General features: G+C 69.1%; 17 protein-coding genes. 5 read left to right on the top strand and 12 right to left on the bottom strand.

The features are described from left to right. Positions 1-67 precede the first annotated feature (67 nt). Together ABD378_RS37230 and ABD378_RS37225 are read left to right on the top strand one after the other, a co-directional pair. Complete coding sequence (locus tag ABD378_RS37230) at positions 68-1114, top strand: ABC transporter permease (RefSeq protein WP_344528600.1); 1047 nt, start codon at positions 68-70, stop codon at positions 1112-1114. Positions 1115-1208: 94 nt separating this feature from the next. Then, entirely contained in the window at positions 1209-2357 is a 1149-nt protein-coding gene (locus tag ABD378_RS37225; protein WP_344528598.1) for an AAA family ATPase, read from the top strand. An 18-nt stretch (positions 2358-2375) separates the two neighbouring features. On the opposite strand, the gene adhE is transcribed toward ABD378_RS37225, so the two are convergent. The 9 genes from adhE to ABD378_RS37180 all read right to left on the bottom strand — a co-directional run bounded on the left by adhE (position 2376) and on the right by ABD378_RS37180 (position 13235). Continuing rightward, a complete protein-coding gene (adhE, locus tag ABD378_RS37220; RefSeq protein ID WP_386545639.1) occupies positions 2376-5006 on the bottom strand; it encodes a bifunctional acetaldehyde-CoA/alcohol dehydrogenase in 2631 nt (876 codons plus the stop codon). Positions 5007-5276: 270 nt separating this feature from the next. Then, a complete protein-coding gene (locus ABD378_RS37215) occupies positions 5277-6362 on the bottom strand; it encodes a S1 family peptidase (protein WP_344528596.1) in 1086 nt (361 codons plus the stop codon). Positions 6363-6637: 275 nt separating this feature from the next. Beyond that, a complete protein-coding gene (locus tag ABD378_RS37210) occupies positions 6638-7540 on the bottom strand; it encodes a slipin family protein (RefSeq protein WP_344528594.1) in 903 nt (300 codons plus the stop codon). A 156-nt stretch (positions 7541-7696) separates the two neighbouring features. Then, a complete protein-coding gene (locus tag ABD378_RS37205; RefSeq protein WP_344528593.1) occupies positions 7697-8593 on the bottom strand; it encodes a S1 family peptidase in 897 nt (298 codons plus the stop codon). Positions 8594-8850: 257 nt separating this feature from the next. Continuing rightward, a complete protein-coding gene (locus ABD378_RS37200; protein ID WP_344528591.1) occupies positions 8851-9666 on the bottom strand; it encodes a DUF1684 domain-containing protein in 816 nt (271 codons plus the stop codon). Between the two features lie 68 nt (positions 9667-9734). Further along, positions 9735-10706 carry an ABC transporter substrate-binding protein gene (locus ABD378_RS37195; RefSeq protein ID WP_344528589.1) on the bottom strand — a complete coding sequence of 324 codons (972 nt, stop codon included), beginning with the start codon at positions 10704-10706 and terminating at the stop codon, positions 9735-9737. A gap of 38 nt (positions 10707-10744) precedes the next feature. Further along, a complete protein-coding gene (locus tag ABD378_RS37190) occupies positions 10745-11506 on the bottom strand; it encodes an amino acid ABC transporter ATP-binding protein (RefSeq protein WP_344528587.1) in 762 nt (253 codons plus the stop codon). Further along, positions 11503-12381, bottom strand: a complete 879-nt coding sequence (locus ABD378_RS37185; protein ID WP_344528585.1) for an amino acid ABC transporter permease — start codon at positions 12379-12381, stop codon at positions 11503-11505. Before ABD378_RS37185 ends, ABD378_RS37190 begins: the two co-directional genes overlap by 4 nt. Beyond that, complete coding sequence (locus ABD378_RS37180; protein ID WP_344528583.1) at positions 12378-13235, bottom strand: amino acid ABC transporter permease; 858 nt, start codon at positions 13233-13235, stop codon at positions 12378-12380. The genes ABD378_RS37185 and ABD378_RS37180 overlap by 4 nt, the downstream gene beginning before the upstream one ends. Positions 13236-13740: 505 nt before the next feature. Between ABD378_RS37180 and ABD378_RS37175 the strand changes: the two genes are divergently transcribed. Next, on the top strand, positions 13741-14730 hold the full coding sequence (locus ABD378_RS37175) for an ABC transporter substrate-binding protein (protein ID WP_344528581.1): 990 nt from the start codon (positions 13741-13743) through the stop codon (positions 14728-14730). Between the two features lie 110 nt (positions 14731-14840). On the opposite strand, the gene ABD378_RS37170 is transcribed toward ABD378_RS37175, so the two are convergent. Next, positions 14841-16103, bottom strand: a complete 1263-nt coding sequence (locus ABD378_RS37170; RefSeq protein WP_344528579.1) for a DUF5685 family protein — start codon at positions 16101-16103, stop codon at positions 14841-14843. Between the two features lie 289 nt (positions 16104-16392). Between ABD378_RS37170 and ABD378_RS37165 the strand changes: the two genes are divergently transcribed. Then, entirely contained in the window at positions 16393-16836 is a 444-nt protein-coding gene (locus ABD378_RS37165) for a cell division protein SepF (RefSeq protein ID WP_344528577.1), read from the top strand. A gap of 13 nt (positions 16837-16849) precedes the next feature. Here ABD378_RS37165 and ABD378_RS37160 read toward each other — a convergent pair whose 3' ends face one another. Both ABD378_RS37160 and ABD378_RS37155 read right to left on the bottom strand, forming a co-directional pair. After that, a complete protein-coding gene (locus ABD378_RS37160; protein WP_344528575.1) occupies positions 16850-18046 on the bottom strand; it encodes an acyl-CoA dehydrogenase family protein in 1197 nt (398 codons plus the stop codon). Between the two features lie 107 nt (positions 18047-18153). Next, the gene (locus ABD378_RS37155; RefSeq protein WP_344528573.1) at positions 18154-19848 is read right to left on the bottom strand and encodes an MFS transporter; all 1695 of its coding nucleotides are present in this window, start codon (positions 19846-19848) and stop codon (positions 18154-18156) included. A 477-nt stretch (positions 19849-20325) separates the two neighbouring features. On the opposite strand from ABD378_RS37155, the gene ABD378_RS37150 reads away from it, so the two are divergent. After that, positions 20326-21165: phosphatase PAP2 family protein (locus ABD378_RS37150; protein WP_344528571.1), on the top strand; the 840-nt coding region annotated here is incomplete at its 3' end.

The following is a 21165-nucleotide window of genomic DNA, read 5'->3' as shown; positions in this document are numbered from 1 at the left end:
ACCCCACGCTTCGCCCATTCGGCCCCGCCCACCTGCGGAAACACCGGTGGCCCCGGAGCGTGGGGGCATGAGTTTCACCGATGAGTTGAAGAGCGCCGTCACCCCGCGAGCAGCCCTGCTGGTCATCGGTGTACTGGCCCTGCAGCTGCTGTTCATCGCCTCCTACGTAGGAGCCCTGCACGACCCGAAGCCGAGAGACGTGCCCTTCGGAGTCGTCGCTCCGGGCCCCGCGGCCGAGGAGACATCGGACAAGCTCGGGAAACTCCCCGATGAACCGCTCGACCCGCGCGTACTCAAGGACGAGGCCACGGCCCGGCACCAGATCATGAACCGCGACATCGACGGCGCCCTGATCGTCGACCCCCGGGGCACCACCGACACCCTCCTGGTCGGCTCGGGCGGCGGCACCGTCCTGGCCACCGCGCTTGAGAAGATCGCCACCGAGGTCGACGGGGCCGAGAAGCGGACGGTCAAGACCGTGGACGTCGCCCCGGCGTCCACCAAGGACTTCGACGGGCTCTCGTCCTTCTACCTGGTCGTCGGCTGGTGCGTCGGCGGCTATCTGTGCGCCTCGATCCTGGCGATCAGCGCGGGCTCCCGGGCCGCCAACGGCCCGCGCGCGCTGATCAGGACCGGCGTCATGGCGCTCTACTCGATCGCGGGCGGCCTGGGCGGCGCGCTCATCATCGGGCCGATCCTCGGCGCCCTGCCCGGCAGCATCATGGGCCTGTGGGGCCTCGGCTCGCTGATCGTCTTCGGGGTCGGCATGATCACGCTCGCCCTGCAGTCGCTCACCGGCATCGTGGGCATCGGCCTCGCCGTCCTGCTCGTCGTGATCGCGGGCAACCCGAGCGCGGGCGGCGCCTTCCCGCTGCCGATGCTGCCGCCATTCTGGAAGGAGATCGGCCCCTGGCTGCCGCCGGGCGCGGGCACCTGGGTGGCGCGCTCGATCGCGTACTTCAAGGGCAACGCGATCACCGGACCGATGCTGGTGCTCGCCGCCTGGGCGGTCGTGGGCACCGTCGTCACCCTGGTCATGTCCGCACTGCGCGGGGACCGCCAGCCCGGCCAGAGGCCCGCGATGGAGGAGGACACCGGCGCCCACCGCCGGTGAGCCGAACGGGCCGAGCGGGCCGAGTGAGCCGAACGGGCCGCCCGGAACGGCCCGCTCCCCGGCCGTTGTCAGACCCAAGTGCGAGTCTTGAGCAATGATCACCACCCTGGCGGTCGAGAACTACCGCTCCCTGCGCAAACTGATCGTCCCCCTGGACCGCCTGAACGTCGTGACGGGCGCGAACGGCACCGGCAAGTCGAGCCTGTACCGCGCGCTGCGGCTGCTCGCGGACTCCGCGGCGGGCGGCGCGGTCGCGGCTCTGGCACGCGAGGGCGGCCTGCCCTCCGTGATGTGGGCGGGCGAGCGCAAGGCGGAGCCCACCGCCCTGCGCCTCGGCTTCGCGGGCGACGAGTTCGGGTACGCGGTCGACTTCGGCCTCCCCCAGTCCAGCGGCGCGGGCCCGGGCGGCGCCCCCTCCATGTTCGGCCTGGACCCGGAGATCAAGCGCGAGTCCACCTGGGCCGGGCCCGTGCTGCGGACCGCCGCGCTGCTCTGCGACCGCGCGGGCCCGGCCGTGCGCACCCGCACCGCCGACGGCGGCTGGCACCGCTCCCAGGACATCCGGCCGTACGACAGCATGCTCAGCGAGTTCGCCGACCCGCAGCTGGCACCCGACCTGCTCAGGCTGCGCGAGCTGATCCGCTCCTGGCGGTTCTACGACCATGTGCGCACCGACGCCGGAGCCCCCGCCCGCGCCGCCCGCATCGGCACCCGCACCCCCGTCCTCGGCCACGACGGCGCGGACCTCGCGGCCGCCCTGCAGACCATCCGTGAGATCGGCGACGACCGTGCGCTCGACGAGGCGGTGGACGACGCCTTCCCGGGCAGCAGCGTGCGGATCGTCGACAACGGAGGGCGGTTCGAACTCCAGCTGCACCAGCGCGGACTGCTGCGTCCGCTGGGTCCCGCCGAACTGTCCGACGGCACCCTGCGCTACCTGCTGTGGACCGCGGCACTGCTCACGCCCCGGCCACCGTCCCTCCTCGTCCTGAACGAACCGGAGACGAGCCTGCACCCCGACCTCCTGCGCCCGCTCGCGGACCTGATCCTCACGGCGACGAAGGACACCCAGATCGTCCTGGTGACCCATGCCCGCCCTCTCGCCGAAGCCGTCGCCAAGGGGGCGGTGCGCCATCGGATGGACGTCAACTCCATAGAGCTGGTGAAGGAGTCGGGCGAGACGGCCGTCGCAGGCCGGCAGAGCCTGCTCGACGAGCCGCTCTGGTACTGGCCGAAGCGCTGAGTTCTGACCTGCGGGTCGTCAGTGGCTGGTCGCGCAGTTCCCCGCGCCCCTTCGGGGCGCCCCGTAGTACGCCCGCCGCATCAACTGCTCCATCTCGGAGAGCATCGGCATACGCGGATTGGCAGGCGCACACTGATCCGCGTACGCGTTCATGGCCTGCTCCGGCAGCGCCTCCAAGAAGGCGGCCTCGTCGACCCCCTCCTCCTGGAAGGAGGCGGGGACACCGCACTTCGCACGCAACTCCTCGACGGCGGAAGCGAAGGACTCCACCCCCTGCTCCGGGGAAGCCGCCGCCAGGCCCAGCATCCGGGCGATCTCCTGGAACCGCTCCGGCGCCCGGTAGACCTCGGCCTTCGGCCACGGGGTCGCCTTGCCGGAGACGGTGCCGTTGTGCCGGATGACGTGCGGCAGGAGCAGCGCGTTGGCGCGGCCGTGCGGGACGTGGAAGGTGTTGCCGAGGGTGTGCGCCATCGCGTGCACCAGGCCCAGGAAGGCGTTGGCGAAGGCCATGCCCGCCACGGTCGAGGCGTTGTGCATCTTCTCGCGCGCCTCGGGGTCGTCGGCCCCGTTCACGACGCACCGCTCCAGGTTCTCGAAGATGAGCTTGATCGCCTGGAGGCAGAGCCCGTCGGTGTAGTCGTTCGCGTACACCGAGACGTACGCCTCTGTGGCGTGGGTCAGCGCGTCGAAACCGGAGTCGGCGGTGACCGTCGCGGGGAGCTTCATCGGCAGGACCGGGTCGACGATCGCGACGTTCGGGGTGAGCGCGTAGTCGGCGAGCGGGTACTTCTGCGCGGCCTCCGGGTCGGAGATGACGGCGAAGGGGGTGACCTCGGAGCCTGTGCCCGAGGTGGTCGGGACGGCCACGAGCTGCGCCTTCTCGCCAAGGCCCGGGAACTTGAAGGCCCGCTTGCGGACGTCGAAGAACTTCTCCTTGGTGTCCGCGAACTCGATCTCCGGGTGCTCGTACATCAGCCACATGATCTTGGCCGCGTCCATCGGCGAGCCGCCGCCGAGCCCGATGATCGTGTCCGGCTCGAACTCCCGCATGCGCGCGGCCCCGGCCCGCACGGTCGCGAGCTCGGGGTTGGGCTCGACGTCGTCGATGACCTGGACGGTGACGGCTTCGGGGCGCGCGGCGAGGATGTCGGTCACCCGCTGGACGAAGCCGAGCGTCGACATCGTCTTGTCCGTCACGATGGAGACCCGCTTGATGCCGTCCATCTCCCCCAGGTAGCGCAGGGAGTTGCGCTCGAAGTAGATCTTCGGCGGAACCTTGAACCACTGCATGTTGTTGTTGCGCCGTCCGATCCGCTTGACGTTGACCAGGTTGACCGCGGAGACGTTGTTCGACACCGAGTTGTGCCCGTAGGAGCCGCAGCCGAGGGTGAGCGAGGGCAGGAAGGCGTTGTAGACGTCGCCGATGCCGCCGAAGGTCGAGGGCGCGTTGACGATGACCCGGACCGCCTTGACGCGCCTGCCGAACTCCTCGGCGAGCTCCTCGTCCTCGGTGTGGATGGCGGCGCTGTGGCCGAGGCCGTTGAACTCGACCATCCGGGCGGCCAGTTCGAGGCCGTGCTCGGTGGTTTCGGCCTTCAGCGCGGCCAGGATCGGGGAGAGCTTCTCGCGGGTCAGCGGCTCGCCTTCGCCGACCTCCGCGCACTCGGCGACGATGACCGACGTACCTGAAGGGACCTCGAACCCGGCCTGCTCGGCGATCCACCGCGGTGACCTGCCGACGACGGACGCGTTCAGTTTCGCGCCCGAGCAGTCGGCACCGAAAGCCGTAGCTCCGAAGACGAACTCCTCCAGCTTGGTCTTCTCGGCCGCCGTGACGACGTACGCGCCGAGCCGCTCGAACTCCGCGATCCCCTCGTCGTAGATCTCCTTGTCGAGGATCACGGCCTGCTCGGAGGCGCAGATCATGCCGTGGTCGAAGGCCTTGGAGAGCACGATGTCGTGGACGGCGCGCCGCAGCTTGCCGCTGCGCGCGACATACGCCGGTACGTTGCCCGCGCCGACGCCGATGGCCGGCTTGCCGCAGGAGTAGGCGGACTTGACCATGGCGTTGCCGCCGGTGGCGAGGATGGTGGAGACGCCCTCGTGGTTCATCAGGAGGCCCGTCGCCTCCATCGAGGGCTCCTCGATCCACTGCACGCAGTCCGCAGGGGCGCCTGCCTCGATCGCGGCGTCGCGCACGATGCGGGCGGCCTCGGCGGAGCAGCGCTGGGCGCTGGGGTGGAAGGCGAAGATGATCGGGTTGCGGGTCTTCAGGGCGATGAGGGCCTTGAAGAGGGTCGTCGACGTCGGGTTGGTCACCGGGGTCATGGCGCAGACGACGCCGACCGGTTCGGCGATCTCGGTGATGCCGTTCAGCTCGTCGCGGGAGATGACGCCCGCGGTCTTCAGGCCGCGCATCGAGTTGACGACGTGCTCGCAGGCGAAGAGGTTCTTGACGGCCTTGTCCTCGAAGAGCCCGCGGCCGGTCTCCGCCACGGCCAGCTCCGCCAGTTCCCCGTGCCGGCCCAGTGCGGCGAGTGAGGCCTTCTTGACGATGTGGTCGACCTGCTCCTGGTCGTACGACGCGAACCGGTCGAGCGCGCCCAGCGCTCCCTCGACCAGTCCGTCCACCATCTCATTGGCCTGCATGGCAGGGCTCCTTCGGCTGAGACCTTTTCGCTTGTGCCTCAATTGCACATCCGCGTCGGCCGCTTGAGCCGCTGATAAGGGCCCCACCCGGGAGGCCGAAGGTCCCTTTGAATACTGAGCGACGCCTGTCGAACCCGCTCTGAACTGCGCAAAGACCATGGGACTTAAGCCCCTTGCGTGCTCGTGAAAACTTTCACAAAGTTTACGGAAAAGCCCCGCCTCTGCCGTGGCAGAGGCGGGGCCGGACTTTCCGAGAAGCTACCCGAAGGGTCAGCCGATCTCCGCGCCGAAGGCGGAAAGCGCCTCAGGGACCGGCTGGAAGAACGTCTCCCCACCGGCGGAGCAGTCACCGCTGCCGCCCGAGGTCAGGCCAAGGGCGGTGTCGCCCGCGAAGAGCGCGCCACCGCTGTCACCGGGCTCGGCGCAGACGTCGGTCTGGATGAGTCCGTTGACGATGTCGCCGTTGCCGTAGTTCACGGTGGCGTCGAGACCCTTGACCGTGCCGTCGTGCAGCTGCGTGGTCGAGCCGCTGCGCTGCACCTTCTGGCCCACGGTCGCGTCGCCGGCCTTGGTGATGGCCTGGGTCGAGCCGTTGTAGAGGTTCACCTCACTCGGGTGCGCGGTGTCGCCGCTGTACTTGACGATGCCGTAGTCGTTGTCGGGGAAGCTGGAGCCCGCGTTCTCACCGATGGCCGGGCCGCCCTGCTCCTCGGACCAGCTGGTGACCGCCTCGGTGCAGTGGCCCGCGGTCAGGAAGTGCGGAGCTCCGTCCTTGACCACGTTGAAGCCGAGCGAGCAGCGGCTGCCGCCACCCCAGATGGCGTCGCCACCTGCGATGAAGGGCTTGAACTCCCCCTTGCTGTGCTGGAGTTCGGCCTTGCCGCCGAGCCCCTTCACGACCTTGGCGAGCTTGTCCATCGAGGTGCCCTTGACCGTGCGGTCCGCCGTCACGACGACCTTGTTGGTGGCCGGGTCGACCGCCCACGAGGTGCCGGGAATGGACGCCTTGTCGCTGAGCGTCGAACGCGCGCTCTTCAGCTCGGCGAGGGAGTTCTCGACGATTCTCGCCTTGGCGCCCGCCGACTCGACGGCGTCCGCCGCGCTCTCGTCGAGGACGTTCACGACGAGGTTCTTGGCCTTGGCGTCGTAGTACGTGCCGGCGGCGTCCAGGCCGAGGTCCTTGCCCAGGGACGAGGCGAGCTTTCCGGCCTTCGCGACCGAGAGGGTGTCCGGCGTGGGGGTCGGGGCACTCTCACTCGCGTTCGCAGTCTGGAAGGTGATTCCGGCGGCGATCAGTGCGGTGATGCCCGCACCTGCCACGGCGGCACGTCGCTTGGATATGCGTCGGTGCTTCAACTCACGTCCTCCTGTGGGGGGTCGGCCCGTTCGGTGTGGGGACCTGGGGACCGGAAGGCGTACTGGTATGGAGTCGCACACGCTGCGATAGCCGCGTCCATGCCAAGGGGTGCGGCCCACTATCCCGACCCCGCCTGGTAGCACACAAGGTCTACTTCAGGACGCGCACGCGACAGTCACCGTGCGCCCCCCGTGTCTTCACCGGCGCCGGTCTCGCCACGTCGGTTCCCGTTGCAAACACCGCGTGCGAGCGGGTGATCGGCAGCGGGTAAGGACTAGTCCTGTCCTGTTCTCGACGCTTCTGGCGCATCCGGCTCTCCGGCTTCCGAATCCGTCGTACCGAAATCCGGCATTGCGACAGCGGGAGACTCGGGTATGGACGCGGGCGATTCGGCCACGGCGGCAGGCGGCTGCTGCGCCTGCGTGGACCGCTCCAGGAAGCGCAACAGCTCCACGGGGAAGGGCAGCACGAGCGTCGAGTTCTTCTCGGCGGCGACCGCCACCACGGTCTGCAGGAGCCGCAGTTGGAGCGCGGCCGGCTCGTCCGCCATCTCGTGCGCGGCCTGGGCCAGCTTCTTGGACGCCTGCAGCTCGGCGTCCGCGTTGATCACGCGGGCCCGCCGCTCACGGTCGGCCTCGGCCTGCCGGGCCATCGAGCGTTTCATCGTCTCCGGGAGCGAGACGTCCTTGATCTCGACCCGGTCGATCTGCACGCCCCAGCCGACGGCAGGAGAGTCGATCATCAGCTCCAGACCTTGGTTGAGCTGCTCCCGGTTGGAGAGCAGATCGTCCAGGTCGCTCTTGCCGATGATCGAACGCAGCGACGTCTGGGCCATCTGCGAGACCGCGAAGCGGTAGTCCTCCACCTGGACGACGGCCTCGGCGGCGTCGATCACCTTGAAGTAGATGACCGCGTCGACGCGCACCGTGACGTTGTCCCGCGTGATGCCGTCCTGCGCCGGGACGGGCATCGTGACGATCTGCATGTTCACCTTACGGAGCCGGTCCACGAACGGCACGACCATCGTGAACCCTGGCCCGCGCACCGAACTCTGCAACCGCCCGAGCCGCAGCACGACACCCCGTTCGTACTGTTTGACGACACGCGCCGCGGCCATCACATAGACCGCTCCGACAGACCCGACGGTCACTCCCGCCGCCACCAGCTCCTCGACCATGCCGGCCCCCCAGGGTCCGAATTGGGCGTGTTGGGCGTGCACTTCGAAGGTAGCGCCGCACGGCGCACAAAGGGAGACGCGAGACAGGAGAGAGCCCCCGCCCGGACTCCGGGTGGGGGCTCTCCTGCTGCTGGCTGCAGTCTGGCCGTACGTGGATCAGTAGACGCTCACGCCATAACGGCTCAGCGCCTCGGTGACCGGCTGGAAGAAGGTCGTGCCGCCCGATGAGCAGTTGCCGCTGCCGCCCGAGGTGAGGCCGAGTGCCTTGGACCCCGCGTAGAGCGGGCCGCCGCTGTCGCCGGGTTCGGCGCAGACCGTGGTCTTGATCATGCCGTAGACGATGTCGCCGCCGCCGTAGTTGACGGTCGCGTTCAGGCCGGTGACCTTGCCGCCATGGGTACCGGTCGTCGAGCCGCGCCGGGTGACGTTCTGCCCCACGGTGGCGTTGCCCGCGCTGGTGATGTCCTGGCTGCCGACCGTGCCGGGGTGGCTGATCGAGCCGGAGTACTTGACGATGCCGTAGTCGTTGGTCGGGAAGCTGGAACCTGTCGTGCTCCCGATCGTCGTGGTGTGGCCCGAGTTGGACCACCAGGTGCCCGCGCCGTCGGTGCAGTGCCCGGCGGTGAGGAAGTAGTAGGTGCTGCCGCTGCGGACGTTGAAGCCGAGCGAGCAGCGCCAGCTGGACGCGTAGATCGCGTCGCCGCCGGAGATCAGCTTGCTGAACTTGCCGGGAGTGCGTTCGACCTTGAGGGCGCCCGCGTTGCTGCCCGCCGCCTCCTTGATCTTGGCGATCTCGGCCTTGGAGACGGTGCTGTCCGCGGTGACGACCAGACGGTTCGTCGCCTTGTCGACACTCCATGCGGTGCCTGCGACATCCGCGTCGAGCACCGCGTCGCTCGCGTTGGTGAGCTGCGCCGAGCTGAAGGTGGAGACGTCACTGGCGTTCGCAGCGGGGACGGCGAGCGCGCCGACGGCCACGAGTCCGGTGGCCACGGCGAGCAGACGAGTACGTCTCGCTATGCCGCTGCGGGGGGTGGTGCGCTTGTTCCTCACTTGTTGTTCCTCCCGAGGGGAAGTCAGTGGGCCCACGTGGGTTGGGGCCCGTGAGGCGCAGCCAATGAGCAAAAGGCAAGCCGGATTCCGGATACGCCGTGCTCCTGACAAGCGCTGCTCGGGAGTATTCGGGCCAGGGGCACCACGCACAAGGGCGTCTTTCGGCCGTCAGCCAGATACACGGCAACCGGCCCCGGCGGCTGTCGTACCTGTCGTACGCCACCGGGGCTTGGGTCATCGGCTCTGCTTCTGACGTGTCAGCGGGCGATAAGGTTCCGCTCCCCCGCGGCGATCTCGGCGTCAAGCGTGTTGCCCGGGGGCGGGAAGGGGCAGATGAAGTGGTCGGCGAAGGCGCACGGCGGAAGCAGCGCGCGGTTGAAGTCGACCGTCGTGCGCCCCTCGGCGTCCGGCGCGGCGGGCCGCAGGAACCGGAACCGGTAGCTGGACACCCCGCCGGTCGCGTCGGCGAAGACCGCCCACAGTGAGCCGTCGCCCTCCACCGACACCTGGAGCGTGTGGTCCTTTCCGGCCAGGCTGAAGGCCAGCTCACCGCCGAGGCCGAGCCCCCGCTCCACCCCGTCCGCGTTGCCGACCCGGACGGTGCGCACTCCGCTGCCAGGACCGTCCGTGCTCTCGGCGGCGTACGGCGTGAAGCGCCCCACCACCGCCCAGCGTGCGTCGTACTCGGTGGCATCGATGCCCTGGAAGGCGCGGCGCGTGGCGGACTCCGGGTCGAAGTCGCGTACCGCCCAGAGCCCTTCGCGCCGCAGCACGACGAAGCGGCGGTCCCCGTGCCCGACGCGGGCCGCGCCGACCGGGCCGGGGTCGGCGGCGAGACGGGCCTCGCCGCTGAACAGCTGCCCGTCGAGGGTGAGTCCGTCGTCGGCCTCAGCGGTCAGGACGATCTCGTCGCCCGCCTCGGTCCAGCGCCCGGGGATGTCCGGAAGCGATCCGTCCGGGTAGTCCGCGAGCCAGTGCGTGCCGGTGAGGGAGAGCGGGCCGTAGGGCGCCGCCACCGTCTCCGTCCGCTGCTCGTGCCAGTGCTTCCAGTCGCGTACCGCGTCCGTCGTCATGTGACCAACCCTTCCATATGGACATAAGGCATCCCCTTACGACTCCCTGCTTACGGCCTCTATGGCCCCTACGGCTTCGGCAGGCCCTTGGGGTTGATCTGCGACTCCTTCACGGCCTCGCTCGTCAGATCCCAGCGCCGCAGCACCTTGGCGTAACTGCCGTCCTTGATCACGTGGTTGAGCGCGGCCGCGTAGGCGTCGACGAGCCCGCTGTCCTTCTTCGTGGTGGCGGCGATCTCGCCCTGGATGCTGGGGCCGCCCCCCGACATCGTCCCGATGATCTTCGTCTGTCCCGACGACGCGACGTGGTACGCGGCGGACGGGTTCGGGCCGAGGTAGGCGTCGATGCGACCCGACTGGAGGGCCAGGTAGTAGTCGGAGTCCTTCTGGAAGTACTTGATGGAGACCGGCTCGCGCCCGGCCTTCTCGTTCTGTTCGCTCCAGTCGATGAGGATCTTCTCCTGGTTGGTGCCGGAGGAGACCGCGACCGTCCTGCCCGCCACGTCCGCGGGCTTCTTCGCCGTCCAGTCGGCGTCCTTGCGTGCCTCGAAGGCGATGTTGTCGTGGCGGTAGGTCGCGAAGTCGTACTTCTCCTTGCGCTCCTCGGTCACCGTGACGTTCGAGAAGACGCCGTCGAACTTCCCGCTGTCCAGGCCGACGAAGAGGTTCTCCCAGGAGACCTGCTCGAACTTCGGCTTCAGACCGAGGGTGTCGGCGACGAGGCTCGCGATGTCGACCTCGGAGCCGATCCGCGTCTTGTCGTCGGTGGCGTAGAAGCCGAGGGGCGCGACCGAGTCGGCGCTGCCGCCGAGCCGCAGTGTGCCGCGCTCGCGCACCTTCTCGGGCAGCAGTTTCGCGAGCGCGTCGACCTTCTTGCCGCGTACGCGGTTCTGGTCGGGCCCGATGTTGATGTCGCCGACCTTCTTGGTGCCGGGCTCGCCTCCACCGGTCGCGGCGTCGCTGTCCCCGCCGCAGGCGCTCAGCAGGGGCGCGATGGCCAGGGCGGCGACGGATGCGGAGAGGGTACGTCGGGAAAACATGCGGGAGCTCCTGGAGAATCTCGGCTGGAGAGCCTTGGCTAGAGAACCTTGGAAAGAAACGCGCGGGTGCGGTCGTGCCGCGGCCGGTCCAGTACGTCGCCGGGGGCGCCCTGCTCGACGATGAGCCCCTCGTCCATGAAGACGACCGTGTCGGCGACCTCACGCGCGAAGCCGATCTCGTGGGTGACGACGATCATCGTGGTGCCCTGGCTCGCCAAGTCCTTGATGACGTCGAGGACTTCACCGACCAGTTCGGGGTCGAGCGCCGACGTCGGCTCGTCGAAGAGCAGCAGCTTCGGCTCCAGGGCGAGCGCGCGGGCGATGGCCACGCGCTGCTGCTGCCCGCCGGAGAGCTGCTTGGGATAGGCGTCCGCCTTGTCGGCGAGCCCGACCCGGGCGAGCAGCGTCCCGGCGTGGGCGACGGCTTCCTTGCGCGGACGCTTGAGCGCCGATACGGGCGCCTCGACGATGTTCTCCAGGACGGTCAGATGCGGGAAGAGATTGAAGTTCTGGAAGACGAAGCCGATCTGGGTGCGCTGCTTGAGCACCTCGCGTTCGCGCAGCTCGTAGAGCTTGTCGCCGGAGCGCCGGTAGCCGATGAGCGCGCCGTCGACGCTGATCCAGCCCTTGTCCACCTTCTCCAGGTGGTTGATGGCGCGCAGGAGCGTGGACTTGCCGGATCCGGAGGGCCCGAGGATGACGGTGACCTCGCCCTTGCGCACCTCCAGATCAAGGCCCCGCAGGACTTCCAGGGATCCGAAGGACTTGTGTACGGACCGGAGTTCGACCATCGCGCTCATCGCGATGCCCCCTTCGAGAAGTGACGTTCGACGTAGTGCTGGAGGACGGAGAGGGCGCTGGTGAGCAGGACGTACCAGGCGGTGGCGACCATCAGGAGCGGCACGACGCGGCCGTTGCGGCCGTAGATGACCTGCACCTGGTAGAAGAGCTCGCCGATCGCCATCACGGAGACGATCGATGTGCCCTTGAAGAGGGAGATGATCTCGTTGGCCGCGTTGGGCAGGATCGAGCGCATGGCCTGCGGCAGGATGATGCGGCGGATCTGGCGCAGCCGGGGAATGCCGAGCGCGGCGGCTGCCTCCAACTGCCCGCTGTCGACGGACAGTACGCCCGCGCGCACGATCTCCGCGGCGTACGCGGCCTGGTGCAGGGCGAGCCCGAGGACCGCCGCGCTCATCGCGCCGACGAGCCCCATCGTGTCGAAGGAGAAGAAGCCGGGCCCGAACGGGATCCCGAACTGCAACTCCTTGTAGAGATAGGCCAGGTTGAACCAGAACAGCAGCTGCACGATGAGCGGGATCGACCGGAACGCCCAGATGTAGGCGAAGGCCACGGCCTTCAGGAAGGGGCTCGCCGAGAGCCGCATGAAGGCGATCACGATGCCGAGCGCGAAGCCGAGAGCCGTGCCGTAGAAGGTCAGTTGAAGGGTGACCCAGACCGCCTCGAGGATCACGCCGGCGGTGAAGAACTCCGCGAACACCTCCCATTCCCAACCGGAGTTGGTGGCGAGGCCGTGCGCGAACTGGGCCACGAGGACGGCGGTCGCGACGACGGCCGCCCAGCGCCAGGGGTGGCGTACGGGAACGACCTTCAGCGCGCCGAAGTCGTCCTTCACCAGATCGTCGCCGGCGGCCCGGCGCTCCGTCACGCTCATCGGGTGCGCTCCGAACCGCGCGCGTAGTGCCGCTCCACGTAGTACTGGCCGACGCTGAGCAGCGAGGTGATCACCACGTACCAGATGGTGGCGACCAGGAGCAGCGGGATGACCTGGTAGGTGCGGTGGTAGACGAGCTGCACGGAGTACAGCAGGTCCTGCACCGCAATCACGCTGACGATCGAGGTGCCCTTGAGCGTGCCGATCAGCATGTTCCCCGCGGGCGGCACGATGGAGCGCATGGCCTGCGGAAGGACGATCCGCCGCCATCGGCGCCACCGGCTGAGCCCGAGCGCCTGCGCGGCCTCGATCTGCCCGCGGTCGACGGAGAGGATGCCGCCGCGCACCACCTCGGCGGCGTACGCGGCCTCGTGCAGGGTGAGTCCGATGACGGCGATGGTGATCGGCCCGAGGAGGTTCACCGTCTTCACGCCGAAGAGGTACGGGTACAGCGCCCCGATGTTGAACCAGAACAGCAGCTGCACCAGGATCGGCATCGACCTGAAGAGCCACACATAGCCCCAACTGACCGCGCGCAGCACGGGGTTGGACGAGAGCCGCCCCATGGCGAGCACCGCGCCGAGCGCGAAGCCGAGCACCATGACGACGGCGGTGAGCCAGAGCGTGAGCCACAGGCCGCGCAGCACGGACGCGGAGGTGAAGTAGGTGCCGACCACGTCCCACTGGAACGCGTCGTTGCGGACCACCGAGTTGACGGCGAGCGCGAGGAGCACGAGGACCGCGGCGGCTGCCACCCACTGTCCGGCGCGGCGCTGCGGAACGATGCGCGGGACGTCGGGTGGTGGGTCCTGGGGAGGGGCCGGTGCGGCTTTGGCGAGCGTGTCGGAAGACATGGCGAAGGCTCCGTGGATACAGGAGGTCTCTCCGGCGCACGGCGGAAAAGGAACACGTGGCGGGAGATCACACGGGTGATGCCTTCACACGGACCGAGCCCCTCAGCACGATCCGCCTTGAGAGTACGGGGCGCTTTCGGCCCGCTGTCAAGACCGTCCAGGATATGAGCGGTACGTCTCACGGCAGTTGACGCACAAACGGATGCCTGCTCCACTTGCCCCATGCATTCGCAGCAGTGGCTGGTCACGCGCTCCCACATCGACTTCGGTCGAGTGTGGTCGGCGTCGTGTTCGACGACTCTCTGAGCCGACCCCCTGCGCGCTGAGCCCTTCTCTTTTCCCGGGTCTCTTCCGCCTTGCATCTCCCGTGCGCCCACGCGCCGTTGACCTCGCCTTCACACGCGTACACCGCCGCCGCACCGCTCTGCACTGTTCTGAGCGACGGCACCCCTCCCTCGTACGTCCGCTTCGCCCTGCCCTGCTGCCTGATGGAGAACGTCACGCCATGAGCAAGTCCGCGCATTTCCTCCACCCGCATTTCCTCCACCCGCATTCCCGACGCATCCCGGCGGCCTTCGCCCTGATCACCGCCGCCACCCTCACGCTCACCGCCTGCGGCTCGGGCGACCCCGCCGGCACCGCGGGCGGCGCGGCGCCCGCGGGCAAGAGCGACAAGATCCCCACGCAGGACGTGGTCTCCTCGGTCAAGAAGGACGAGGCGGCGGCGGAGCTCCTGCCGGCGGACGTACGCGAGCGGGGCACCCTCAGTCTCGCGACCGCCGTCGGCGGCAGCCCGCCCGGCAACACCTACCTGGAGGACGGGAAGACGATCGTCGGCCAGGACGCGGACTTCGCGGAGGCCGTCGCCAAGGCGCTCGGCCTGAAGCTGAAGCGTGAGGCCGCGAGCTTCGAGGCGATCCTGCCGGCCCTGGACAGCGGGAAGTACGACCTGGGCACCGGCAATTTCGGCGTGACCGAGGAACGGCGCAAGACGATCGACTTCGTCACGTACATCAACGACGGCCAGGGCTTCGCCGTCCGCGAGGACAGCAAGCTGAAGAAGGTCACCGACTTCCGTCAGCTGTGCGGCCTGAACGTGGCGACCGGCGCGGGCACCACCTTCGAGGTCACCCTGGAGGACAACAAGCACGTCTGCGAGGACGCGGGCAAGAAGCCGTACAGCGTGAAGACGTACGCGGAGCAGGGCGCGATCTGGGGCTCGCTCCAGCAGGGCCGCAGCGATGTGGTGATGTCCACGATCAACGGCCTGCGCTATGCGGTCGCCCACCAGGAGGGACTGAAGTTCCTCGGCGAGTACCACCGTCTCGACGTCGGCTTCGCCTTCAAGAAGGGCACGAGGCTGGCGCCCGCCTTCCAAGCCGCGGTGAACCGGCTGATCGAGGACGGGACGTACGACCGCATCCTGAAGAAGTGGGGCACGCAGGACTCGGCGATCGAGAAGTCCCGGATCTCACCCCCGGAGATCAAGGACTGACTACGGGTCAGGGAGCCGCCGCGCCCGAAGGGGCGCGGCCCCCTAGGGGCGCGGGGAACTGCGCGACCAGCCACGACGAATCCGCAGACGAGGAGCAGCCCCCGAAGTACCTAGAGCCCGCAGTCACAACAGGAGCAGCACTCGCAACAGGAGCAGCAACCACTGTCGCCGCAGTTGTTGCAGCAGCCCTCACGCTTCTTGCGGGACCAGGGCCCCTCGTACGAATCGGCGCAGCACAGCTTGCAGGTGCAGCAGAGCCCGATGGCGACCGCGCACCCCGCCCAGAAGCCCCGCTTCCCGGGCTTCGGGGGCTGCGGCTCGAACTCGGGTCCACCCCCGGGGCCTCCAGGACCGCCAGGGCCGCCGGGCACCCCGCCTCCGTACGGATTTCCACCTCCGTACGGGGACTGCGGGCCGTACGGACCGCTGGAGGGAGGTCCGTACGGCCCGCCCTGGTCCGGCGGCGGTCCGAAGGTGCCGCCCTGATGGGCCGTCACCTCGTGGGCGTGCCCGCAGGCGTCGGTGCCGAAGGCGCGGTCCACCGACCGGCCGAGCTCGTGCGCGAGCAGCATGTGGGCGAGCTTGCCGTCGGTGAATTCGGCGTCGCGCAGCGCGAGGCGTATGCCGTGCAGCGCGTCGTCGGCCAGGCGCCGGGCCTCGGCGAGGCCGGTACCCGTGGCCGTCAGCGGGTTCCACGCACCCGACGCGGCGTCAGCTTCCTTGTCCTCCACGGCATCCAGGAGATGCGCGAGCCTGCCGAAGAGCCGCCCCGCCTCGGCGAGCGGCTCGGCGTTGCCCGGCCTGCCCGCGATGACGGCGGTGTGCGCGAAGGCCGCGGCGGTCGCGGTCTCGGTCGGCTCGGTGACCGTGAGCAGGGAGGTGCCAGGGCCCGCCAAGCCCTCGATGCCGACCTGCCGTTCGACGGCGTCGAGCAGGACCGCCGTGTCGAAGCCCACATCGGCGCCGGTGCGCGCGCCCGCCCTGTCCCAGCTCTGTGCCACTTTCCGGGCGGCCGCGGCCACCGGCCTGCGCGCCAAGAGGCCGTCCCCGTCGACGACGTGGTCGCGCACCTTCGCCGACGCGAGCACCAGCGAGACGGCGGCGGCGAGCCGCGCTCCCTCGCCCTGCGCGACGGACGCGGTGCGCATTCCGCGCAGCGGGCAGGGCCCCGCGGTGCGCCGCCATCCCGTCGACTTGTCGGCCTGAGCCTCCGTCAGAACCGAGATGATCAGGCCGTCGTAGTTGGTCACGACGCGGGCGAACTGCCCGTGATCACCGCGCAGCGCGAGGCAGAGCCCGCACAGATGCGCCATCCATTGCGCCTTCAGCCCTTCACCGAGACGATGACTGCAGGGCCTGACGATTCCGAACATACGACTCCCCCGTGAGCCTGTCGCCGATCAACTCGGGCATCGTATCGAGGGGTCCGTTCACCCGGACGCACCGGTCGTCACCCATACGCCGTGAAGAATCATATTTCACTCACTGTCAGCAGCCGTACACAGCAGGACCCTTGGGGAGTCCCGTGTATCAGCGTGTTGACTCTGCACCAGTACCGTCACGAAAACCCCGCGCGGCGACTATCCACTTGGCGCACTATCCGCATCATGGACGAACATGGGGATGCGGAACGCAGAAAGCCCGCTGTGAGAGGAGGCGTCCATGGGATCGGTGCGCAAGGCGAGTGCCTGGCTTGGCCTCGTCGACGACAACAACAATGACGAGCGTTACTACGACGGCTACGACGACGACGGGGCCGAGGGTCCCGGCGAGGCCTGGGTGACCGACCCGCGGGTGCGGGTGGCGACCGAGGCCGCCGAAGAGGAAGGGCGCCGGATCGGGACCGTGACCCCGGACAGTTTCCGGGACGCGCGCGGCATCGGCGAACTCTTCCGGGACGGCGTCCCGGTCATCATCAACCTCACGTCGATGGAGCCCGGCGACGCCAAGCGCGTCGTGGACTTCGCGGCGGGCCTGACGTTCGGTCTGCGCGGCTCCATCGAGCGCGTGGCCACGCGGGTCTTCCTGCTCACCCCCGCCAACACGCAGATTGTCAACGGGGAGGCCACGAGCCGTCCGGCGGACGGCTTCTTCAACCAGAGCTAGCGGGCGAGGCCGCTCACCGGAAGGCGTCAAGACCGGTGAGCGCCTTGCCCAACACGAGTTGATGCATCTCGACGGTGCCCTCATAGGTGAGCACCGACTCGAGGTTCGTCGCGTGCCGCATCACGGGGTACTCGAGCGAGATCCCGTTCGCGCCCAGGATCGTCCGGGATGTGCGGCAGATCTCGATCGCTTCTCGTACGTTGTTGAGCTTGCCGAAGCTGACCTGTTCGGGGCGGAGCCTGCCCGCGTCCAGGCGGCGGCCGAGGTGGTGCGCGAGCAGGATGCCCTTGTGCAGCTCGACCGCCATGTCGGCGAGCTTGGCCTGGGTGAGCTGGAAGCCACCGATGGGCCTGCCGAACTGCTCGCGGGTCTTGGAGTACTCGACGGCAGTCTCGAAGGAGGAGCGGGCGGCGCCCATGGCTCCCCAGACGATGCCGTAGCGCGCGTGGGAGAGACAGCTCAGGGGGCCCTTGAGCCCGGTGACCTCGGGCAGGACGGCGTCGGCGGGCAGCCGTACCTCGTCCATCACCAGCTCACTGGTGACGCTCGCGCGCAGCGACCACTTGTGCTTGATCTCGGGCGCGGAGAAGCCGGGGGTCTCGGTGGGGACGACGAAGCCCCTGATCCCGTCGTCGGTGTGCGCCCAGACCACCGCGACCCCGGCCACCGACCCGTTGGTGATCCACATCTTGCGCCCGGTGAGCACCCAGTCGGTGCCGTCCTTCTTCGCGAAGGTACGCATGGACGCCGGGTCGGAGCCGTGGTCGGGCTCGGTCAGGCCGAAGCAGCCGATGATCTCGCCCGCGGCCATGCCGGGCAGCCAGCGCTGCTTCTGCTCCTCGGAGCCGAAGCGGTGGATGGCGTACATCGCGAGGGAGCCCTGCACGGAGACGAGCGAGCGGATGCCGGAGTCGGCTGCCTCCAGCTCCAGACAGGCGAGCCCGTACTGGACGGAGCTGGCGCCCGCGCAGCCGTAGCCCTCCAGGGACATGCCGAGCGCGCCGATCGAGCCGAGCTCACGGGCGAGATCGCGGATGCCGGGCAGGTCGCCCTTCTCGTACCAGTCGGCGATGTGCGGCAGGACGCGGTCGGCCGCCCAGGAGCGGACGGTCTCACGGATCGCGAGGTCCTCCGGATCCAGGAGATCGTCGATGCCGAGGGGGTCGGTGGGGTCGAAGGGCGGCAGGGGCGTACGGCTGCGTGCGGACATCTCGGGCCTCCGGCGGCACAAAAACTAGCAGTGGTAGTTAGCTAGGGCTCGGCTGACGTTACGACGCAGCATCCCGCACGTCCAGAGTCCCCCGGTGCGTCCCCGCGTCAGCGGACCGACTCCACGCGGACGCCCGCCGCGTCACGCGGTGCGGGCACCCCGGCATCCGCGCCGTGCTCCTGCTCCTGGCCCTGCTCCTGCTTCTGGCTCTGGTCCTGCTCCGGGTCCTGCTCCTGGCACTCCTGCGATGCGGCCCCGCATTCCATGGTCCGCGGCAGCTTCAGCGCCATCAGCGCGCCGAGCAGCAGCAGCCCCGCGCTGACCAGCAGGGTCACATGCAGCCCGTGCACGAAGGACTCGCGCGCCGCGCTGCGCAGCGCCTCGCCCGCCCCGCCGCCGAGCCCCGAAGCGACTTCGTACGCCTCGCCAAGGGAATGACTCGCGGCGGCGCTCTCCTTGGCGGGGACGCCCTGCACGGACGAGAGGCCAGGGGCGTACGCCGCGTTCATGACGCTGCCGAGCAGCGCGATGCCGATGCCGGCGCCCAGCTGGTACGAGGTCTCGCCGATCGCGGCGGCGCCGCCCGCCTGCGACTGGGGCGCCTCGCTGAGCATCGACTCGTACGAGCCGAAGAGCGTGGTCTGCAGACCGAGGCCGAGCAGCACGAAGCTGGTGATCATCAGCGGGTCGTTCAGCTGGTCGCCCATCCCGGTGAGGATCACCACCGCCACCGCGGTCAGGGTGAAGCCGGAGGCGACCATCGTGCGCGGGCCGAAGCGGTGCAGGAACTTCGATCCGGCCAGGCCGGCGGCCATCGCGGCGACGGTGAGCGGCACGAGCCGCATACCGGTCTCCAGCGGGGAGAGGCCGAGCACCAGCTGCAGATACTGCGCGGCGACCAGTTCGAGGCCCACCAGGGCGAGCATCGCGAGCACGATGCAGCCGAGCGAGGTGCTGAACGCGGGCCGCGCGAACATCGACAGGTCTATGAGCGGGTGCTTGCGCCGCCGCTGCCTGCGGACGAAGCCGACCAGGAGGGCCGCGCCGACGAAGAAGGAGAGGAGGGTCGTCATGCCGAACGGTGACTCTCCGCCGCCCGCCCGCTTCACCGCGAACACGAGGCCGAAGAGACCGCCCGCGGCCATCAGCGCGCCGACCACGTCCCACGGCCCGTCGCGGTCGCCCGTCGACTCGGGAAGCAGCCAGCGCCCGATGGGCAGGCTGACCAGCATCAGCGGGATGTTTATCAGGAAGACCGAGCCCCACCAGAAGTGCTCGAGCAGGAAGCCGCCGAGCAGCGGCCCGCCCGCGGCGCCGATACCGGCCACCGCGCTCCACACACCGATGGCGACGGCGCGCTCACGCCGGTCGGGGAAGACCTGGCGGAGGATCGAGAGGGTCGCCGGCATGATCATCGCGCCGCCGACGCCGAGCAGGGCGCGGGCCGCGATCAGGATCTGGGCGTTGTCCGCCATGGCCGCGACGGCCGATGCCACGCCGAAGAGCGCGTAGCCGAGGAGCAGCACCCGTCTGCGGCCCACCCGGTCACCGAGGGTGCCGAAGAGGATGAGCAGCGAGGCGCAGACCAGTGGATAGACGTCCACGATCCACAGCAGCTCGATGCCACCGGGCTTCAGGTCTTCGGTGACGGCGGGCACCGCCACGTGCAGGACGGTGGCGTCGACGGCGACGAGCAGCAGGCTTACGCAGAGAACGACGAGCACCAGCCAGCGGTTGGCGCCGCCCTGCGACCCGGGTACCCGACGGCCGGAAGGAGCGGTGGCCGTGGTTGAACCCGACATGTGCGATACCTCCCAGTGATCCCTCGCATCGGCGGCCTCGCGGGACGTGATCTCCCAGCTGGCGGCGGCGAAAGGCGAGTGAGCCGTCAGAGTACGCGAGTTCACGGCTGTGGCGCGTGGCGGACCTCTCACGGTTGCACTGAGTCGGTGTGGCGTACGCCACGCTGCCACGCTGTCACGCATGGACCACGCGCAGGGGCGGGCATCCGGTTCCCGCCAACGACTCGGGCCCACCATGATCATTCACGGGGCCCGGTGAGCGGAGGGGAAATTCCGCACCAGGCCCCGGTGAACGAATTAGTAAGCACTATAAAACGGCCATGCCAATGATCAACGAATTCAACAAGGGGCTCACCGCGAAATAAGAGGAAGCCGCGGGAATAAACCGCCCGTCTGAGATCAATGCCACATCACATCGTCATCACAAAGCCACTGATTCGGCCTAGTCCCGCACTCACTCGCTGTAACGTCGATTGGGTGCGTACCGAACGAAACCTCACCCGTCTGGACCGGGTCTTCGCCCGTCTTGACCGTGAGCCGGAACGACCGGCCGGCCTCGATGTGCCGAGGATGAGCAGGCACCGGATCGTGCTCTTCAGCGCGACCCTGGCCTTCTACCTCGCCATCGTGGTCGCCGTGCTGGCCACGTCGTGGCTGGTGCGGTTCGACTGGCAGGTCATGTTCTTCCGGCCCTACCAGCAGTGGCCCGAGATCCACGCCTTCCTCGACTACTGGGTGGTCCTCGGCCAGCGTGGCCCGACCGCCGTGATGGTCGCGGCCTGGCTGGGCTGGCGCTCCTGGCGTCAGCACACGATCCGCCCGCTCCTGACGTTCGGCGCCGCCCTGCTGCTTCTCAACGTCACGGTCGGCGCCGCCAAGATCGGCATGGGCCGCCTCGGCCCGCACTACGCCACCACGATCGGCGCCAACGAGATGTGGCTCGGCGGCGATATATTCCCTTCCGGGCACACCGCCAATGCCGTGGTGACCTGGGGAATCCTGGCCCACATGGCCTCCACCCCGCGCGCCAGGCGATACCTCTCGGCGCTCTCCGCCGTGGTCTCCCTGAGCGTCGGCCTCACCACCGTGTATCTCGGCACGCACTGGCTGAGCGACGTCTTCCTCGGCTGGGCGGCGGGTCTGCTCGTCCTGCTCGCGCTGCCCTGGGCGGAGCCGCTGCTCACCCGGGTCGAGGGCTGGATCTTCAGCCTGCGGGACCTCTGGCGCGGCCGCCGCGCCGGTGTCGGGGCCCCGGCAACCCCTGTCCCTGCGATGTCGCCACAGCCCGCCGCACCGGCCGACGAGCCCCACCGCGAG

Source organism: Streptomyces rectiviolaceus, assembly GCF_039533825.1.
In the GTDB taxonomy this organism is placed as follows: domain Bacteria; phylum Actinomycetota; class Actinomycetes; order Streptomycetales; family Streptomycetaceae; genus Streptomyces; species Streptomyces rectiviolaceus.
Note: the sequence above shows the minus strand (reverse complement) of the source record. Positions and strands in the feature narration are given on the sequence as shown.

Coding starts and splice junctions, on each gene's coding strand:
- ABD378_RS37155 (WP_344528573.1), bottom strand. CDS start 19,848: ATGTCGGGTTCAACCACGGCCACCGCTCCTTCCGGCCGTCGGGTACCC.
- ABD378_RS37185 (WP_344528585.1), bottom strand. CDS start 12,381: ATGAGCGTGACGGAGCGCCGGGCCGCCGGCGACGATCTGGTGAAGGAC.
- ABD378_RS37180 (WP_344528583.1), bottom strand. CDS start 13,235: ATGTCTTCCGACACGCTCGCCAAAGCCGCACCGGCCCCTCCCCAGGAC.
- ABD378_RS37225 (WP_344528598.1), top strand. CDS start 1,209: ATGATCACCACCCTGGCGGTCGAGAACTACCGCTCCCTGCGCAAACTG.
- ABD378_RS37210 (WP_344528594.1), bottom strand. CDS start 7,540: ATGGTCGAGGAGCTGGTGGCGGCGGGAGTGACCGTCGGGTCTGTCGGA.
- ABD378_RS37200 (WP_344528591.1), bottom strand. CDS start 9,666: ATGACGACGGACGCGGTACGCGACTGGAAGCACTGGCACGAGCAGCGG.
- ABD378_RS37230 (WP_344528600.1), top strand. CDS start 68: ATGAGTTTCACCGATGAGTTGAAGAGCGCCGTCACCCCGCGAGCAGCC.
- ABD378_RS37195 (WP_344528589.1), bottom strand. CDS start 10,706: ATGTTTTCCCGACGTACCCTCTCCGCATCCGTCGCCGCCCTGGCCATC.
- ABD378_RS37160 (WP_344528575.1), bottom strand. CDS start 18,046: ATGTCCGCACGCAGCCGTACGCCCCTGCCGCCCTTCGACCCCACCGAC.
- ABD378_RS37190 (WP_344528587.1), bottom strand. CDS start 11,506: ATGAGCGCGATGGTCGAACTCCGGTCCGTACACAAGTCCTTCGGATCC.
- ABD378_RS37170 (WP_344528579.1), bottom strand. CDS start 16,103: ATGTTCGGAATCGTCAGGCCCTGCAGTCATCGTCTCGGTGAAGGGCTG.
- ABD378_RS37165 (WP_344528577.1), top strand. CDS start 16,393: ATGGGATCGGTGCGCAAGGCGAGTGCCTGGCTTGGCCTCGTCGACGAC.
- ABD378_RS37175 (WP_344528581.1), top strand. CDS start 13,741: ATGAGCAAGTCCGCGCATTTCCTCCACCCGCATTTCCTCCACCCGCAT.
- adhE (WP_386545639.1), bottom strand. CDS start 5,006: ATGCAGGCCAATGAGATGGTGGACGGACTGGTCGAGGGAGCGCTGGGC.